General features: G+C 62.5%; 17 protein-coding genes. 7 read left to right on the top strand and 10 right to left on the bottom strand.

All coding sequences use genetic code 11. The annotated features are described in order from the left end of the window. The first annotated feature begins 172 nt into the window (after positions 1-172). Both C5J26_RS05310 and C5J26_RS05315 read left to right on the top strand, forming a co-directional pair. A complete protein-coding gene (locus tag C5J26_RS05310; RefSeq protein ID WP_105400787.1) occupies positions 173-763 on the top strand; it encodes a 3'-5' exonuclease in 591 nt (196 codons plus the stop codon). Positions 764-855: 92 nt separating this feature from the next. Next, a complete protein-coding gene (locus C5J26_RS05315) occupies positions 856-1353 on the top strand; it encodes a CreA family protein (RefSeq protein WP_105400788.1) in 498 nt (165 codons plus the stop codon). Positions 1354-1358: 5 nt separating this feature from the next. Here the strand turns inward: C5J26_RS05315 and C5J26_RS05320 are convergent, their stop codons facing one another. The 5 genes from C5J26_RS05320 to C5J26_RS05340 all read right to left on the bottom strand — a co-directional run bounded on the left by C5J26_RS05320 (position 1359) and on the right by C5J26_RS05340 (position 6664). Then, positions 1359-3017, bottom strand: coding sequence for an FAD-binding dehydrogenase (locus C5J26_RS05320; protein WP_105400789.1), 1659 nt, complete (start codon positions 3015-3017; stop codon positions 1359-1361). 151 nt (positions 3018-3168) lie between these two features. Beyond that, positions 3169-3498: a hypothetical protein gene (locus C5J26_RS05325; protein ID WP_105400790.1), complete on the bottom strand. Its 330-nt coding sequence runs from the start codon at positions 3496-3498 to the stop codon at positions 3169-3171. 204 nt (positions 3499-3702) lie between these two features. Further along, the gene (locus C5J26_RS05330) at positions 3703-4026 is read right to left on the bottom strand and encodes a hypothetical protein (protein ID WP_105400791.1); all 324 of its coding nucleotides are present in this window, start codon (positions 4024-4026) and stop codon (positions 3703-3705) included. 204 nt (positions 4027-4230) lie between these two features. Next, positions 4231-4698: a chemotaxis protein CheW gene (locus tag C5J26_RS05335; protein WP_046607492.1), complete on the bottom strand. Its 468-nt coding sequence runs from the start codon at positions 4696-4698 to the stop codon at positions 4231-4233. Position 4699: 1 nt separating this feature from the next. After that, positions 4700-6664 carry a methyl-accepting chemotaxis protein gene (locus C5J26_RS05340; RefSeq protein ID WP_105400975.1) on the bottom strand — a complete coding sequence of 655 codons (1965 nt, stop codon included), beginning with the start codon at positions 6662-6664 and terminating at the stop codon, positions 4700-4702. A 280-nt stretch (positions 6665-6944) separates the two neighbouring features. Between C5J26_RS05340 and C5J26_RS32545 the strand changes: the two genes are divergently transcribed. From C5J26_RS32545 to C5J26_RS05350, 3 genes are all read left to right on the top strand, one after another. Beyond that, complete coding sequence (locus C5J26_RS32545) at positions 6945-7100, top strand: hypothetical protein (RefSeq protein WP_172745754.1); 156 nt, start codon at positions 6945-6947, stop codon at positions 7098-7100. A 120-nt stretch (positions 7101-7220) separates the two neighbouring features. Further along, positions 7221-7820 carry an SCO family protein gene (locus C5J26_RS05345; RefSeq protein ID WP_105400792.1) on the top strand — a complete coding sequence of 200 codons (600 nt, stop codon included), beginning with the start codon at positions 7221-7223 and terminating at the stop codon, positions 7818-7820. 77 nt (positions 7821-7897) lie between these two features. Continuing rightward, a complete protein-coding gene (locus C5J26_RS05350) occupies positions 7898-8776 on the top strand; it encodes a 50S ribosomal protein L11 methyltransferase (protein ID WP_105400793.1) in 879 nt (292 codons plus the stop codon). A 210-nt stretch (positions 8777-8986) separates the two neighbouring features. Here the strand turns inward: C5J26_RS05350 and C5J26_RS05355 are convergent, their stop codons facing one another. Then, positions 8987-9160 carry a hypothetical protein gene (locus C5J26_RS05355; protein WP_037087476.1) on the bottom strand — a complete coding sequence of 58 codons (174 nt, stop codon included), beginning with the start codon at positions 9158-9160 and terminating at the stop codon, positions 8987-8989. Between the two features lie 252 nt (positions 9161-9412). On the opposite strand from C5J26_RS05355, the gene C5J26_RS05360 reads away from it, so the two are divergent. Further along, entirely contained in the window at positions 9413-11245 is a 1833-nt protein-coding gene (locus C5J26_RS05360; protein WP_105400795.1) for an aminopeptidase P family protein, read from the top strand. Positions 11246-11260: 15 nt separating this feature from the next. Here C5J26_RS05360 and C5J26_RS05365 read toward each other — a convergent pair whose 3' ends face one another. The 3 genes from C5J26_RS05365 to pncA all read right to left on the bottom strand — a co-directional run bounded on the left by C5J26_RS05365 (position 11261) and on the right by pncA (position 13042). Then, complete coding sequence (locus tag C5J26_RS05365) at positions 11261-11575, bottom strand: AzlD family protein (RefSeq protein WP_105400796.1); 315 nt, start codon at positions 11573-11575, stop codon at positions 11261-11263. A 1-nt stretch (position 11576) separates the two neighbouring features. Further along, entirely contained in the window at positions 11577-12296 is a 720-nt protein-coding gene (locus tag C5J26_RS05370; protein WP_105400797.1) for an AzlC family ABC transporter permease, read from the bottom strand. Positions 12297-12415: 119 nt separating this feature from the next. Then, positions 12416-13042, bottom strand: coding sequence for a bifunctional nicotinamidase/pyrazinamidase (pncA, locus tag C5J26_RS05375; protein WP_105400798.1), 627 nt, complete (start codon positions 13040-13042; stop codon positions 12416-12418). A 764-nt stretch (positions 13043-13806) separates the two neighbouring features. Here pncA and C5J26_RS05380 point away from each other — a divergent pair. Further along, positions 13807-15186, top strand: coding sequence for a DUF2778 domain-containing protein (locus C5J26_RS05380; RefSeq protein ID WP_245441082.1), 1380 nt, complete (start codon positions 13807-13809; stop codon positions 15184-15186). 27 nt (positions 15187-15213) lie between these two features. Here the strand turns inward: C5J26_RS05380 and C5J26_RS05385 are convergent, their stop codons facing one another. Next, the gene (locus tag C5J26_RS05385; protein WP_105400799.1) at positions 15214-16359 is read right to left on the bottom strand and encodes an amidohydrolase; all 1146 of its coding nucleotides are present in this window, start codon (positions 16357-16359) and stop codon (positions 15214-15216) included. Positions 16360-16384 lie beyond the last annotated feature (25 nt).

Raw genomic sequence — 16384 nt, forward strand, 5'->3', positions numbered from 1 at the left:
ACCCTGCGGGGTGAATGGTCACGGTAAGATGCATGTGGGCGGCGAAACGGATCATGGTGGCCAAGGTCTCAGACAAGCGCCAAGGCGTCAAGAGGGGTGAAAGCGCTGGTCGTCTTTGCCGAATCGAATTCCCGCCTGTAGAAGTTCTCCGACCTTCATCCGGAACTCGCCCTTGAAAACCATCGCCATCGATTTCGAAACCGCCAACGAGCAACGCGGCAGCGCCTGCTCGGTCGGGCTTGCCTGGCTGGAGGGCGACGAGGTGGTGCGGGTGGAGGAGCGGCTGATCCGCCCGAGGGACATGCGGTTTTCCTCCTTCAACGTCGCGATCCACGGCATTCGGCCGGAACATGTCGAGGATGCCGGCGAGTTTCCGGAGGTGATGGACGAGTTCGCCGACGATTTTCGCGGCGCGACGATGATCGCCCATAATGCCGCCTTCGATTTCAGCGTCTGGCGGGCCTGCCTCGATGCCTACCGGCAGAGTTATCCGGACCTGTCCTATCTCTGCAGCGTGAAGATGTCGCAGAAGGTCTGGCCGCATCTCGGCTCTCACAAGCTCAATGTCCTTGCCCAGCATCTCGGCCTTCGGTTCGCCCACCACAATGCGGCCGAGGACGCGGCCGTCTGCGCGCGGGCGACGATCGCGATCGCCAAATCGCTTGCCGTGCCGCATGTCCGCGACATTCCGGCGATGATCGGCATGAAGGTCGGGCGGCTGTTTTCCGGCGGCTACGCGCCCTGCACCTGCCGGCTCAAATAAGAGTTCCCGAGCATCCGCTTGTTTCCGCCCCGGCAATCCTTATCTCAGATCACGGATCGTTTACCGGAGCTGAAGTCGCCATGACGCAACCAATGAGTCGCCTTGCCTGCCTTGCATCTGCCGCAGCCTTTGCGCTCGGCGTGCTTGCCCTTCCCGCTTCCGCCGAAGTGGTCGGCGAGGTCGGCGTCGACTGGATCGGCAACGACATCATCGTCGAGGCAGTCGCCGATCCGCAGGTGAAGGGCGTCACCTGCCACGTGACCTATTTCGAGCGCGGCATCATCGATCGGCTGAAGAACGGCAACTGGTTCGAGGATCCGTCCAACAACTCGATCGCCTGCCGCCAGACAGGCCCGATCGAGATCGGCAACATCGATCTTTCCAAGGATGGCGACGAGGTGTTTCGCGAAGGCATGTCGCTGATCTGGAAGTCGCTGGTCGTCAACCGCATCTACGACAAGGCCAACGACACGCTGATCTATCTCGTCCACACGCGCGAACTCACCGACGGCTCGGCGAAGATGGCGATCTCGACCATTCCGCTCTACAACCAGAACGTCACCTGGAAGAACGGCAAGCCAAAACCGTAATCCCGTCAGCCAAGGGCGGCCGCGGCCGCCCGGCCGGCATTGCGGCCGGAAAACAGGCATCCACCAAGAAAGGTGCCTTCGAGCGCCCGATAGCCGTGCATGCCGCCACCGCCGAAACCGGCGGCCTCGCCGACGGCATAGAGCCCCGGGATCGCCTCTCCGTTCTCACCGAGCACGCGGGCCGACAGGTCCGTCTCAATCCCTCCAAGCGTCTTGCGCGTCAGGATGTTCAGTCTCACCGCGATCAGCGGCCCGTGCGCCGGATCGAGAATGCGGTGCGGTTTTGCCGTGCGCACCAGCTTTTCGCCAAGCGAGCGGCGGGCGTTGTGGATGCCCATGATCTGCGCATCCTTGGCAAAGGGATTGGCCACCTGGCCGTCGCGGGCCAATATCTCGCGCTCCATTTGTGCAACGTCCAGAAGATTGCTGCCGACAAGCCGATTCATGCCGGCCACGAGCTCGCCAAGGCTCTCGGCGATCACGAAATCCTCGCCATGTTCCTTGAAGGCCTCCACCGGCCCGGTCGCTTTCCTGCCGATCGCCCGTTTCGCTGTCAGCTTCCAGTCGCGGCCGGTGAGGTCCGGGTTCTGTTCGGAGCCGGAGAGCGCGAATTCCTTGCGGATGATGCTCTGGTTCAGCACGAACCAGCTGTAATCGTAGCCCGTCGCCATCAGGTGCTGCAGCGTGCCGAGTGTATCGTAGCCGGGATAAAAAGGGGCAGGCAGGCGCTTGCCCGTCGCGTCGAACCATAGAGAGGAAGGGCCGGGCAGGATCCGGATGCCATGGTTTTGCCAGATCGGGTTCCAGTTCCGCAGGCCCTCGGTATAGTGCCACATGCGGTCGCGGTTGATCACCTGCCCGCCGGCCGCCCGGGTAATGCCGATCATCCGCCCGTCCACATGTTTCGGTACGCCCGAGACCATGAAAGGCGGCGGTCGCCCGAGCCGTTCCGGCCACATCTGCCGTACGAGGTCCTGGTTGCCGCCGATGCCGCCCGAAGCGACGATGACGATCGGCGCATTGAGCTCGAAGTCACCGGCCGGTGTCCTGGAGGTTTCCTCGCCACGCAGCGCCGAGCTTGCTGCTAGGACCGTGCCTGCAACCCCTGTCACGGCACTGCCGGTCCTGACCAGATTGTCGACGCGGTGCCGCCAGAGAAAGCGGATCCTGCCGTTTTTCTCCGCCTCGCGCGCCCGTCGCTCGAACGGTTCGACGACACCGGGGCCTGTGCCCCAGGTGGTGTGGAACCGTGGCACGGAATTGCCGTGCGAGGTCGCCGAGCCGCCGCCGCGTTCCGCCCAGCCGACGACCGGAAAGATGCGATGGCCCATCTGCCTGAGCCAGGAGCGTTTTTCGCCGGCGGCGAAGGCCACATAGGCTTCCGCCCAGAGGCGCGGCCAGTGGTCTTCCTCGCGGTCGAAACCGGCGGTGCCGAGCCAGTCCTGCCAGGCGAGATCGAGGCAATCGCGGATGCCCATCCGCTGCTGCTCGGGAGAATCGACGAGGAACAGCCCGCCGAGCGACCAGAAGGCCTGGCCGCCAAGGTTCTGTTCCGGTTCCTGGTCGAGGATGACGACGGAGCGGCCGGCATCTGCAAGTTCGGTCGCGGCAACGAGGCCCGAAAGGCCCGCACCCACCACGATGGCGTCAACTCTGTCGCTCAAGTGCGCTCCTCCCAAAGCCGTAAGGATGCAGGGCATGCTGCATCCTTACGGCGAATACAGTCATGCGGTGTGGCGGGAGTCAATTCAGGCGCGGCACGACAAAAAAACAGGCCCGCAAAGCGAGCCTGTTCTCCAATCCTCAAATGGCCGATCAGCGGACGTAGACGATCTTGCCGCCGTTGGCCGCGGTTTCGATACCCGCCACGTTCTGCAGCTGGACGTTCTTCTCTTCAAGAGCTGCCATCAGGTTGGAATCCGTTTGGATCTGCTCCTGGGCAGCCTCAGCTGCCTGCGGGTTGGGTGTCATCAGCGTCGGCGGGATCTTGTCGTTCGACGATTCGCTATCCGTTGCCTCGGTAATGTAGACCACCGTCACGTCCGACGGGGAGGGGGCCGGCGCAGTCGGGGCGAGGTCTTGGGCGTAAACGCCCCCGATTGAGGAAGCGGATATAAGAGTTGCGAGAGCAATAACCTTCTTCATAACATGTTCCTTTCTCGGTTCTTAGGCGCCGAACACGTGTCTGTTCGTCACCAAGATATAGACGGAACCGGAAAAGTCCGGAGATTGTTCCGGACTTTTCCGAGGTCATCTTCATGCACAACGGTTAAGCTTCCATCACATGCGTGGAGGCGGTCGTGGGTGGCCAGAAACGGAGGCCGGGGGAAAGAAACCGGCCCCGCTTCATCAGCGGACGTAGACGATCCGGCTGCCGTCGGCGGCGGTGTCGATCGCCACGACGTTGTTGAGTTCGACGTTCTGGCTCAGCAGATCGGCGCGCAGCGCGCGGTCGGTCTTCACTTCGTTCTGGGCCTTCTGGATGGTGGCCTGATCCGGGTGGATGACGCTATCCGGAACGTCCAGCCGCTTTGCGCTGTCATCGAGTTCAGGATTGGTAAAAACGATGGCCACGTCGCCCGCGGGTTTTGCCGTCATGCCCATATCGCGGGCATAGGCGGTTCCCACCGTGGCGGCGGACATCAGGACTGCGAGAGCAAAAGCCTTGTTCATGGTCGTTCTCCTATCTTGGGTAAACCAGCCGAGGGGCGTTTGAAGCGTCGGTTGGGCGTTTAGCGACGGGAGAACGTGGACCCGGTTCCCCGGTTCCGTTTAAAATTGTTACAAATAAGCAATGATTACAATAAGTTAATCTCCCGTCACATCTGCGTGTAACGGGAGATCCGGACATAGTTTCGGACGCTTTCGCGCCGCAGATTACGCGGCTTCGCGCGCGAGCTCGTCGGCGATGACGGTATCGAGGTTCAGGAAGCAGACCATGGTCTTTTCGAGCGCTACGATGCCGCGGCAGAAGGCGCGCTGGGCTTCTGGAATGATCTCCGGGGCCGGCTGCAGGTCTTCCCCACGGATGGTCATCATGTCGGATACCTGTTCGACCAGCAGGCCGACCAGCTTGCCGGCAATGTCCGTGACGATGATCGCGGAACGTTCCGACGGTTCGGTCATCTTCATGCCGAGGCGGCAGGCCATGTCGATGACCGGGATCACCGCGCCGCGCAGGTTGATGAGGCCGAGCACGTAAGGCGGGGTGTGCGGCATCGGGGTCACCGGCGCCCAGCCGCGGATTTCGCGGATCGCCATGATATCGATGCAGAATTCCTGGTCTCCGAGATGAAAGGAGACGATTTCGAGGTAGGCGCCGGACTGCTTGATGGCATTACTCATGTCAGAACTCTTCCCATTTGTCTGAGGATCCCACGGCCTTCGGCTTGGCGGAGGTGGGGCTGTTGCTGAAGGCTCCCGCGAGCTTGTTCATCAAGTTCAGTGCGGGCGATGGTTTGGGTGGCGTGGAAGCGCTCGCAGCCTCGACGGCGCGAGGGCCATTGCCTCCACGGATCTGGAAATGGCCGATCAGCTTGTTCAGGTTTTCGGCATCGCTGGCCAGCGAATGGCTGGCAGCAGTGCTCTGCTCCACCATTGCGGCATTCTGTTGCGTTGCTTGGTCCATCTGGCCGATTGCCATGTTGATCTCGGTTAGTCCGGTTGATTGTTCGCGCGCAGAAGTGAAAATCGCGTGAACGTGATCGTTGATTTTCAGCACGTCGTCGCCGATCCGGGTCAGGGCGTCGCCCGTCGCCTTCACCAGGTCCACGCCGGTCTTGACCTCGTGGTTGGAACGGGTGACCAGTGCCTTGATGTCCTTGGCCGCACCAGCGGCGCGTCCGGCGAGTTCGCGCACTTCCTGCGCTACGACGGCAAAACCCTTGCCGGCCTCGCCCGCGCGGGCCGCCTCGACCCCGGCATTCAGCGCCAGCAGGTTGGTCTGGAAGGCGATTTCGTCGATGACGTTGATGATCTTGCCGATTTCGGCGGTTGCGTCCTCGATCCGTCCCATGGCGGCCGTGGCATCGCGAACCACGCCTGAGGACTTCTCGGTGTAGTCCTTGGCATCGCTCACCATCTGCGTCGCTTCCTCGGCGCGGCTGGTGGCGTTGCGTACGGTCGCCGTGATTTCTTCGAGGGCTGCCGATGTTTCCTCGAGCGAGGCCGCCTGCTTCTCGGTCCGCTTCGCCAGGTCGTCGGCAGCTGAGCGCATCTGGTTGGCGTTGGCGCCGATGGAGCTGGAGCTGTTGGCAACCTCGGTCATGATGTGGCGCAGGCGCTCGACGACCCGGTTGAAGTCGCTGCGCAGGCGTTCGAGATCTCCGCGGAAGGGACGCTCTAGCGCCGCTGCGAGGTCGCCTTCGGAGAGACGGTTGAGCGCGCTCGCAAGCGAATCAACGGCAAACTGGAGCGCTTGGGCTTCGGCCTTCTGTTCCGATTCGCTCGCCTGCCTCTGGGTCTCATTCCGGCGGCGTTCGTCGTCCAGGTTGCTCTCCAGGGTCTGGCGCTCGACGGCCGCAAGCCGGAAGATGTCGGTGGCGCGCGCCATCTCGCCGATTTCGTCGCCGCGGTCGATGCCGGGCACGGCGGTCTTGTAGTCGCCACCGATGATCCGCTGCATGCTGGCGCGAACCCCGTCGATGCCGCGCCTTATGGCGCCGCCATGAACGCTCTGCAGGATCGCCATGACGACCAATGCGATCAGGCCGCAGCCAAGCTGCACATAAAGCGCGTTCGAGGAAAGCGTGTTCGCCTCCTGGACGCGGTTGCTGACAAGCTTTTCGCCTGCGACGGCTGCTGCCTCGAGAGCCGTGCCAAGCCGTTCGCCAGCGCCGTCGATGACGTCGTCGATCTTGTCATAGGCGTCGTCGGGCGCGCCGGTTTCGACCATTTTTTTGAGATCGATCTGGATTGCGCTGGAAACGGCTGCGAGATCCGTTTCAAAACCTCCGACGAGGCCCGGATTGCCGATGTCGGTCGCGAGTTTCTTCAGGTCGCCCGATGAGCTTTTCAATTTGTCGATGGAGTCCGCCATCGCCTTCAGCCGGGCGGGATCGACGCGTTTGTCGTCGCGGTCGACGATCGTGTCCATCGCTGCCAGGACGAGTTCCAGGTTGGCGATGCGCATGCCGTTGACGGTATCCACATGCTCCCCGATCTCGGTGGCGCGCTGCAGCGCTTCGTTGACCTGGCGGCCCTCGTACCAGCCGACAAGCAGCATGGCGCCGATACCGGCAAAGGCGGATCCTGCCAGCGTCCATAGCCGGTGATTGACCGATAGCGTCTTGCGAATGGGTTCTACCGTCATGCTGTTGAAATTCCTCCCGGCGCCGGACAGGTCCGGCAGGCTTTCGGATAGAGATGGAAACAGGGAGCGAGCCGATATCGGCGACGTCATGTCTTTAGGGGTCCTCACGATATCGCGGCCCTCAGTGCGATGCGTGTCGCATCTCACTCCCATTTGCCGCAACGATTCGTGAACCACCTTCGCCTTTATAAGATCTCAGACAGGTATTAATCTTACGCTAAGCTTGTTTGGAGGTTGTGCCGCCTTCCAAGGAGCCGGAAAAGGTTGTAGATTGAACAGCATGGATAGCACCGTCGACAGTTACCGCCTGCCGCTGATCACCGCCGTGAGCCTGCTTTTGCTCGGGCTCGGCGGCATCGCCTTTTACGGCTGGCTCCGGTTCGGCTCATCGATCCTGCTGACGCTCGATGAAACCGGTCTTTCCTGGTGTTTCTGACCACTGCCTTGGCGTTGAGACAAATCAGCGCGATATCTTTCGAAAACGACTTCTTGAATTGCGCGGCCGCCGGCTCGGGTCTATCGCTCCGTCAACCGGGCCTGAGCTGAAGAGATACCGATGAAGAGCTTCCGAATTGTTCTGTGGGTCGCCGTCGTTGCGTTGGCGGGCGTGCTGGTGGCGCTGACGCTGACATTGACGCGCTCGAAACAGCAGCTTGCCGAGGGTCCGTTTGGCGTGCCTTTCCAGCTCGTCGCCCAGAACGGCCAGCCGATCACCGAAAAGGCCTTCCAGGACAAGCCGACAGCGCTGTTTTTCGGCTTCACCCATTGCCCGGAAGTCTGCCCCACGACGCTTTTCGAGCTCAACGGCTGGCTGCGCAAGGTCGATCCGGACGGCACCAAACTCAACGGATATTTCGTCAGCATCGATCCGGAGCGCGACAGTCCTGAACTGCTCGGCCAGTACGTTTCCAATGTCACCGACCGGGTGAAGGGCATTTCCGGCCCGCCGGCCAAGGTCCAAGAGATGGCCAAGGGCTTCAAGGTCTATTTCAAGAAGGTGCCGGTCGACGAAAAGGATCCGAACGGCGACTACACCATGGATCACACGGCGTCGGTATTCCTGCTCGACGATGGCGGTCGCTTCGCCGGCACCATTGCGTACGGCGAAAATCCGGACGTCGCGATCAAGAAGCTCGAAAATCTGATCAAGGGCTGATACGTTTGACGTTGAAGCGGACACAGCTTCTGTGGCAATCCTCTCCGCCACAGATCAATAGCTGAGAGACCGTTTCCTTGAGCGAAATCCGCCTTTACGTCACGTCCACCGAAAAAGGTGCGGCCGAGATCCTCGATATCCTGTCGGAGGTTTTCGGCGAAGAGGATTTCGCCATCGCCACCACCGAGGTCGATGAGAAGAAGGACATCTGGGAAGCCTCCGTCTACATGATGGCGGATGACGAGGAGATGGTGCGCGAGCGTGTCGCCGAAGGTCTCGCCCAGGCCTTTCCCGCTCTGGAAATCCAGAGGGAAGTCATTCCGGATATCGACTGGATCGCCAAATCGCTGGAAGGGCTGAAGCCGGTGAGGGCCGGGCGGTTCATCGTCCATGGGTCGCATGACCGCGACAAGGTCAAGGTCAACGACATCGCCATCGAGATCGATGCGGGCCAGGCCTTCGGCACCGGTCATCACGGCACCACCGCCGGCTGCCTCGAAATGATCGAGGACGTGATGCGCGTGAAACCCGTCCGCAATGCGCTCGATCTCGGAACCGGAAGCGGCGTGCTGGCGCTCGCCGTGCGCAAGCTGCGCAATATCCCGGTTCTGGCGACCGATATCGACCCGGTCGCCGTGCGGGTGGCCCGTGAAAACGTCCGCCGCAACGGCATCGCCACCGGCATCCGCCTGGAGACGGCGCCGGGATTTCATTCGCCGGCGTTCGATCGGGAGGGGCCGTTCGACCTGATCATCGCCAACATTCTCGCGCGGCCGCTGATGAAGATGGCGCCGCAGTTGGCGGCACATCTGGCGCCGGGCGGTTCGGTGATCCTGTCCGGCATCCTGGCCGGACAGCGCTGGAAGGTGCTGGCCGCCTATAGCGGCGTCCATCTCGCCCATGTCCGCACCATCTGGCGCAATGGCTGGGTGACGATCCATCTGCGCAGCCGGTGATCCATTTCGCAATGCAGCATTGATTTATTCGCATGGCTTCTGGTGCAGACAGCAAAAAGGCGACACCAGTGGTGCCGCCTTGCGATCAGTTCTGAGACTGACCTACCCGCGAGCGTGAGGGAGGATCTGCTCGAGCGGGCCTCGTATCCTGAAAGCCGGGGCGGGTGAGGGAGGAGAGCCCGCGCCGGCCGTATGATCGGGATACGTAGCTTAGAATACGTAGCTCTGGGCGCCCTTGCGGCGCAGTTCTTCGCGGCTGGTGCCGAGGCCCTTCAGCGTTTCGTCATCGAGGTTCAGCAAGGCGCCGTTGACGTAACGGGCAACCTGACGCTCGCGAGCTTCGACCACGCGGTTGAAGGCATTGCGGAAGAAAGAGTTGGCCATGGAAGCGATCCTTTTGATACGGGCCTTGTTCGGCGCCCGTTCGATGAAGTGAATATAGCGATTGCTGCACCGCACAGTGAGAGGGCTTCTCTCATTGGTGGTATGCGTTTGTTGCATGGGATGGCCAAATCCGCGCCAGACCTGTTGAGCAGATGCACAATCGCCGCTCATCCGGCCCGTCTGGCAATGTCCGTCGAAGATCGGCTAACATGGTCCGACCTCTCGGAATCAGGCAGCCCGGAAAACAACCTCATGTTCCAGTCCTTCGAAGTGAAGTCCGCCCCGCAGTTCGGCCGCGATCGCGTCAGCGCGCTCAGGGCGAAATTCGCCGATCTCGGCATTGACGGTTTTCTCGTCCCCCGTGCCGACGAATATCAGGGCGAGTACGTGCCGGCCTCGGCCGAGCGCCTGTCCTGGCTCACCGGCTTCACCGGATCGGCCGGCATGGCGCTCGTGACGCAACGTGAGGCTATCGTTTTCGTCGACGGACGTTACGTCACCCAGCTTGCCGAGCAGGTGGATGGCTCTGTCTTCACCGCCGGCGATCTCGTCAACGAACCGCCGCATGTCTGGCTGCCGCGCCACGGCGCGAAAGGTTTCCGACTCGGCATCGATCCGTGGCTGCATGCGGGGGCGGAAGTACGCCGGCTGGAAAAGGCGCTTGCCGAGATCGGCGGATCGCTGGTGCTGCTCGACGGCAATCCGCTCGACGCGATCTGGACCGATCGGCCAGCCGAGCCGCTCGGCGCCGTCTCGATCCAGAAACAGGAGCATGCCGGTACGCTGGCGGGCGAGAAGATTGCCTCGATTGCGAGCCAGGTAAAGGAGAAGGGGGCTGTCGCGGTCGTCATCGCGGATCCGACTTCGGTTGCCTGGATATTCAACATCCGCGGTGACGACGTGCCGCACACGCCCTATCCGTTGTCGCGCGCCATCATTCCGGCGGAGGGCAAGGCCGAGATTTTTCTCGACCAGATGAAGACCGGTATCGAACAGGCCGCCTATCTGGCCCAGATCGCCGTCCAGCGTTCGCCTTCGGAATTCCTCGCGCGGCTTGCGGCCTTCTCGGCGGACGGCGCGAAGATCCTCATCGACCCCGAACTGACGCCGCTGGCGCTCACCAGGGCGATCACCGCCGCCGGCGGCGAGGTGGTCGAGGCTTCCGATCCCGCAAAACTGCCGCGCGCCTGCAAGAACCGCGAAGAGCTCGAAGGCTCGGCCAAGGCGCATGTGCAGGATGGCGCGGCAATGGTCGAATATCTCTGCTGGCTCGACGCTCAGGCGCCCGGCACGATCACCGAGATCGACGCGGTCAAGGCGCTGGAGGCGACCCGTGCCCGCGTCGGACAGAACATGCAGAACCCGCTGAAAGACATTTCCTTCGAGACGATCTCCGGCGCCGGCGAACACGGTGCGGTCATCCACTATAGGGTGACGACCGAGACGAACCGCAAGCTCGAAGCGGGCGAGCTTTTCCTGGTCGATTCGGGGGCGCAATATGTCAACGGCACGACGGACATCACCCGCACGGTCGCGGTCGGCTCTGTTCCGGAGGAGCACAAGCGTTTCTTCACCCTGGTGCTGAAGGGCATGATCGGCATCAGCACGGCGCGCTTTCCGAAGGGCACGCGCGGCTGCGATCTCGATCCGCTCGCCCGCATCGCGCTCTGGAAGGCCGGTGGCGATTATGCGCATGGCACGGGCCACGGCGTCGGCTCATATCTCTCCGTCCATGAAGGCCCGCAGCGGATCTCGCGGCTGGCGACCCAGGAACTGCTTCCCGGCATGATCCTTTCGAACGAGCCCGGTTATTACCGTCCCGGCTCCTTCGGCATCCGCATCGAAAACCTGATTTATGTGACCGGAGCGGAAGAGATCGACGGCGGCGACCAGCCGATGCTCGCCTTCCAGACGCTGACCTGGTGCCCGATCGACCGCCGCCTCGTGCTGCCTGACCTGCTGACCGCCGAGGAGCTCGGCTGGCTGAACGGCTACCACGCGGCCGTGCGCGAAAAGCTGCTGCCGCTGATCGAGGATGACGCGGTCAAGACCTGGCTGGTGAAGGCGACGGAGCCGCTTTCCTGAAGCAGGCGCCTTTAATCAGAAACCCAGGAGGTGGCGGCAGATCATCGCTGCCGCCCAGCCGGCGCCGAGCAGCAAGAGGCCCGGATACCGGACCCCAACCACGAGTGCCGCCAGCATGGCGATCTTGACGTCCCAGCCGCCGTTGAAGAAGGCGGGGGCGACGAGCGTCGTCAGAACCGCCGCCGGCACGGCGTTGAGGGCCTGTTCCATGCGCGGCGGGATTGTCTTCATCCGGGTGATCAGCACATAACCGCCGATACGGGTGAGGAATGTCGCGGCCGCTGCGGCCAATATCAGCAGAGCCATATCCACGGAGATGAGGTCGGTCATGTCAGCTCTCCATCTCAGTGGCGGCTTCTGCCGGCACGGAATCAGTGGACAGCGGCAGGAAAGCGGCAACGACCACGCCGACCGCGGCACCGATGCTGACATGCCAGGGCGAGCCTACGAAATGATAGCCGAGCACGGAGCCGAGCGCGCTGGCCACCACCACCGGATAAAAGCCGGGCTTGCTGCGAAAGCCGATGACCAGCCCGAGGAAATAAACCGGCAGCAGCACGTCGATCGCAAGCGCACGCGGATCGCCCATCATCCGCCCGAAAAACGCGCCGACGACGCTGAAAAACAGCCAGGGGAAATAGATCGCGGCGCCGAAGCCGATATACCAGGGGAAACTGACGCCTCGGCCGCTTTCACCGCGCTTCACGGCTTCCGCGAATTGCGGATCGGTCAGCACGAAAAAGGTGAAGAATTTCTGAACCGGCGTGAAATGGGTAATGTATCGGGTCAGCGCCGCCGAATAGAGGATATGGCGGAAATTGACGGCGAAAACGGAGAGCACGATCAGCCACGGCGCCACATGGTGGCCGAAAAGTTCGATACCAACGAGCTGGCTGGCGCCGGCATAGACGGTCGCGCTCATCAGGCCCGCTTCCATGACCGAGAGGCCGTTGTCGCTTGCCACGGCGCCGAACAGCATCGCGAAGGGCGCTGCGGACAGGGCAATGATGAGGCCACCCTTCAGACCCTGGTTGAATTCGCTACGATTCATCGAAGAAATCCTTTTCGCATCGGCTTTAGAGCCCTGCCGGACCTCGCGCAATTCAATTGGGTTGATGGAACGATCGATTCTGCTGAACTATGGAGCTCCGGCGGTCCCTGTGCCGGCGATCAGTCGGCAAGAATGTCCTTGCTCGAAACGATGCCGACGCCTTTTGCTTTCATCTCGGCGATGGCGCTCTTCACACCTTCCGGATCGATGCCACGGCTGGCGTCCTCGATGAAACGCACCTTTACGCCCGGCAGCATTTCCACGGCGTCGAGAGCGGAAAATTTCACGCAATAATCGGTCGCGAGCCCGCAGAGATCGAGTTCGGTCACCTGCTGGGCTCTGAGATAGCCGGCAAGGCCGGTCGTTGCGGCCTGGTCGTTGTCGCGGAATGCGGAGTAGCTGTCGACCGCGGGGTTCTCGCCCTTCTGCTGGATATAGTCGATGGCCTCGACGTTAAGGTCCGGGTGGAACTCCGCATCCGGCGTGCCCTGCACGCAATGATCCGGCCACATGACCTGCGGCTGGCCGGACAGCTCGCCCATGTCGAACGGCTTCTTGCCCGGATGCCGGGAGGCAAAGCTGCCGTGGTTTTCCGGGTGCCAGTCCTGCGAGGCGACGATGACATCGTAACCGCCGCCTTCGATCAACTGGTTTGCGACCGGCACGATCTCGTCGCCGTGCGCCACGGGCAGGTTGCCGCCCGGGCAAAAACCGTTCTGGATGTCGATCAGGAGCAGCGCTTTCATCGGTCTTCCTCCGAATCCTGGATTTCCGGAGGATGCCAAGGGCGGGCGGCAGGATCAAGGCCGATATGTTTTGCAACGCAGCAGTCAGCGCTGTTCTGTCGATCTCCACCCATCCAGGATCAAGGGCCATCCGGCTGTTTTGGGGTGCGGAAAAACTCCCCCGTGAGGGGCATCGTGGTGCGGCGGAACTCAGCCTCTACAACGCTGTCGAGCATTCACAGCGAGCTCAGGATTGGACTGTTCTCGAGTTTGTGGCGACCGGCCACAAGGACTTGATCTACTGTTTTTACCCCAAGATTTCGCCTGCTGCAGAGACCTGTCCGACCACTCTGAAAGGCTTCGGTATACACCTCGGCTGCGGGCGGTCATGGACGTCGTCAAGGCGTTGCTGTCGGAATATGTGTCCGAGGGCCGGCGGCGCGCTGAGAAGGAAATGGTATAAAAATTCTGACAAGCCTTGAAAGACTTGGATTTTGTGGCTAAACAGCAACGGTCGTTGGCTTGACTAGCCTCAATTGGGCACGGGGCGGACACCCCGTTGCCGCAATTCGGTTAAACTTCCGACGGCATGCGCTTTTATGTGCACCACCGAAACCAAATCGGGGCGGCGTAAAGACATTGGTTACCATAATCGTTCATCCTCACATGCAGTCGATAGGCGGCAGTGAGCAAAACCTTCGTTTGCTCAGCGCTCGCCAGGGTTGTGTTGGTGGTCTCGCGGAAGCGATGCCCGCCGGTGTGAGTAACGGTTCGGGTAACGAGTGATGGCGCGTTCGGTCCAGACGTCGGTAAATGGCAGGCAGGCAGGCAAAGTTCCGCAGCGCCGCAAAAAGTCCCGCTCTCTCCTGGTCAATGTCACGGTCGGTTTCGGCCTGACGGTCGCTGCCCTGATGGGTGCGTCGATGGTTACCATGGCGACCGCGGTGAAGTCGGCTTCCGATGTGAAGTTCGAGACGGCGTTGGCAAAACCGATCGCTCTTGCCGTTCCCGCTGTCGCAACGCGTGAACGCGAGATCGACGTTTCGAAATTCTCCCGCCTTCCGGGCAGCGCGCCTGCCGAGCCTAAGGGTAATCGCCTTGCTGGCGCCGATGTGGCCGCCCTTGAGGCCCGCAAGCCGGATCTTTCGAACGTCAGCCGGGTGCTGACCGTGGCGATGGCCAAGGCCGCCCGGCATCAGGAACACGAACAGCGGTTCGCCGCGCTCGAAAAAGCCCGTCCGGACGCCAATGCCATACGCGCGGTGCTCGGCCCTGCGATGGAAAGCCTCGTGGTCGTGGCGCCCCGCTCGGCGAGCGGCACCTTGCCGGATATGATTCAGGATGCCGAGACGGTCACCACCGTTGCCGGGCTCAAGGACATGAAGCCGGTCGAGATGGCCGCGCTCGAAGAAACTGCCCTGGAAGAAGACGGTGCCGACGAGAGCGAGGTCGCGGCGGTCGAGGCGACCGTTCCCGCAGTGCCTTCTTATGATCTGCCGAAGGCCGGTCCGCTGCCGGTGATCCGTCCGGGTTCCGCCGCCGACAAACCCGCCAAGCCGGCAGCCCTTGCGGCCATCGCCGCTGTCGCGCCGCAAAAGCCCGCCAAGTCGGATGACGGCGACGACAAGCCGACCGCGCTCGCCTTTGCCAAGCCCGACAATCCGATGCGCGAGGAGCCGACCCGGCCGTCGCAGTCGGCGCCGGCCTGGCCCGGCATCGGCACGAAAGTGGCCGTCTACGATATTTCCGGCGGCATGGTCTATATGCCGAACGGCTCCAAGCTCGAGGCGCATTCCGGCATCGGCAAAATGCGCGACAACCCGAAATACACGCATGTGACGATGCGTGGCCCGACGCCGCCCGGCACCTACAAGCTGTCGATGCGCGAAAAGCTGTTCCACGGCGTCGCCGCGATCCGCCTGACGCCGGTCGACGGCAAGGCGCCGCAGGGCCGCACCGGCCTGCTTGCCCACAGCTTCCTGCTCCGGGTGCGCGGCGACTCGCACGGCTGCGTCGCGTTTGCCGATTACAACGCGTTCCTGAAAGCCTTCCAGCGCGGCGACATCACCCATATGGTGATCGTGCCCAAGTGGGACGGCAAGCGCCCCGGCCGCGGCACCGGTGGCGGTTTCATCGCCAACCTGTTCAGCAATAACGACGCCTGATCGGGCGCCGTTTCCTCCGACCCAATTTCAGCCGAGAATATCCCTCGCCACGCGCATGAAGATCTTCGTGCCGATCGGGATCAGGTCGTCGGGAAAATCGTAGTTCGGATTGTGCAGGTTCGGCATGTCTTCGCCGGCGCCGAGGAAGAACATTGCCGATTTCGAGAGCGTCGCGAACCGGCCGAAATCCTCCGAGCCGCGCATCGCTTCACCGACATCGTGGGGAACGCCTTCGGCATCCATCGCCGCCCGCAGCATCCCGGCGGCTTCCGCATGATTTTCGCAATGACCGAAGATGTCGTGATAATCCATCTTGCATTGGAGGCCGCCAGCTGCTGCGATCTCGCGGACCAGGTCCTCGGCCCTGGTCGTCAGCGCTTCCATCTGGCTGTCGGTCATCGTGCGCAGCGTCACCCAGACTTCGGCATGGCCGGGGGCGATGCCGAATGCCGGCTCGCCGATCGCGGCATGCGTCACCGTTGCCAGCACCATGTCGCCGGTTGCGATCGAGCCCTGGCTGAGAGCGGTCAGCGCCGGCATCAGCGTTGCGACCGCCGGTGCCGGCGAGATGCCCGTCTCCGGCATGGAGGCATGCGCCGTACGCCCGGTCAGCGAGATCCGCAGGCCGCGCGAGGCGCAGTTGACGATCCCGTCCTTCAGCCAGGCATGGCCGAGCGGCAGGCCCGGCATGTTGTGCAGCGAAAAACTGTAATCCGGCACCAGTTCCTTGAACCTCTCGTCGGCGACGACCGCGGCGGCGCCGGCGCCAGTCTCTTCCGCCGGCTGAAAAAGCAGGATGACGCGGCCGCGCTTCGGCCTTTCGCGGCCGAACTGCCGCCCAAGCGCCGCGAGCATGGTCATATGGCCGTCATGCCCGCACATATGGCCCTTGCCGGGGATTTTCGAGCGATGGTCCGGCGAGCCGACTTCCTCGATCGGCAGCGCATCCAGCTCGGCGCGGAACAGGACGGTCGGGCCGGGAAGCCCACTGTCGTAGACGACCGCGACGCCGGTGCCCCCAAGGCCTGTCACAACCCGGTCGGGTGCCGTATCGGCGAGGAACGCTTGCACCTCCGCGGCCGTCGCGATCTCGTCGCTGGAAATCTCCGGCATGGAATGCAGCTTGCGCCGCCAGGCGGTGAGTTCGATGACATCCTGATTGGTGAGAAACATGGGGGCTGCTCCCTGATGGCCGGGT

The sequence above is a fragment of the Neorhizobium sp. T7_12 genome (assembly GCF_002968535.1).
GTDB classification, from domain to species: domain Bacteria; phylum Pseudomonadota; class Alphaproteobacteria; order Rhizobiales; family Rhizobiaceae; genus Neorhizobium; species Neorhizobium tomejilense.

What these genes read in the sequence shown, in the direction of transcription:
- C5J26_RS05335 (WP_046607492.1), bottom strand. Translation starts at nt 4,698, where the DNA reads ATGAGTAATGCCATCAAGCAGTCCGGCGCCTACCTCGAAATCGTCTCC.
- C5J26_RS32545 (WP_172745754.1), top strand. Translation starts at nt 6,945, where the DNA reads ATGGATAGCACCGTCGACAGTTACCGCCTGCCGCTGATCACCGCCGTG.
- C5J26_RS05340 (WP_105400975.1), bottom strand. Translation starts at nt 6,664, where the DNA reads ATGACGGTAGAACCCATTCGCAAGACGCTATCGGTCAATCACCGGCTA.
- C5J26_RS05345 (WP_105400792.1), top strand. Translation starts at nt 7,221, where the DNA reads ATGAAGAGCTTCCGAATTGTTCTGTGGGTCGCCGTCGTTGCGTTGGCG.
- C5J26_RS05355 (WP_037087476.1), bottom strand. Translation starts at nt 9,160, where the DNA reads ATGGCCAACTCTTTCTTCCGCAATGCCTTCAACCGCGTGGTCGAAGCT.
- C5J26_RS05370 (WP_105400797.1), bottom strand. Translation starts at nt 12,296, where the DNA reads ATGAATCGTAGCGAATTCAACCAGGGTCTGAAGGGTGGCCTCATCATT.
- C5J26_RS05365 (WP_105400796.1), bottom strand. Translation starts at nt 11,575, where the DNA reads ATGACCGACCTCATCTCCGTGGATATGGCTCTGCTGATATTGGCCGCA.
- C5J26_RS05330 (WP_105400791.1), bottom strand. Translation starts at nt 4,026, where the DNA reads ATGAACAAGGCTTTTGCTCTCGCAGTCCTGATGTCCGCCGCCACGGTG.
- C5J26_RS05360 (WP_105400795.1), top strand. Translation starts at nt 9,413, where the DNA reads ATGTTCCAGTCCTTCGAAGTGAAGTCCGCCCCGCAGTTCGGCCGCGAT.
- C5J26_RS05315 (WP_105400788.1), top strand. Translation starts at nt 856, where the DNA reads ATGAGTCGCCTTGCCTGCCTTGCATCTGCCGCAGCCTTTGCGCTCGGC.
- C5J26_RS05385 (WP_105400799.1), bottom strand. Translation starts at nt 16,359, where the DNA reads ATGTTTCTCACCAATCAGGATGTCATCGAACTCACCGCCTGGCGGCGC.
- C5J26_RS05380 (WP_245441082.1), top strand. Translation starts at nt 13,807, where the DNA reads ATGGCGCGTTCGGTCCAGACGTCGGTAAATGGCAGGCAGGCAGGCAAA.
- C5J26_RS05325 (WP_105400790.1), bottom strand. Translation starts at nt 3,498, where the DNA reads ATGAAGAAGGTTATTGCTCTCGCAACTCTTATATCCGCTTCCTCAATC.
- pncA (WP_105400798.1), bottom strand. Translation starts at nt 13,042, where the DNA reads ATGAAAGCGCTGCTCCTGATCGACATCCAGAACGGTTTTTGCCCGGGC.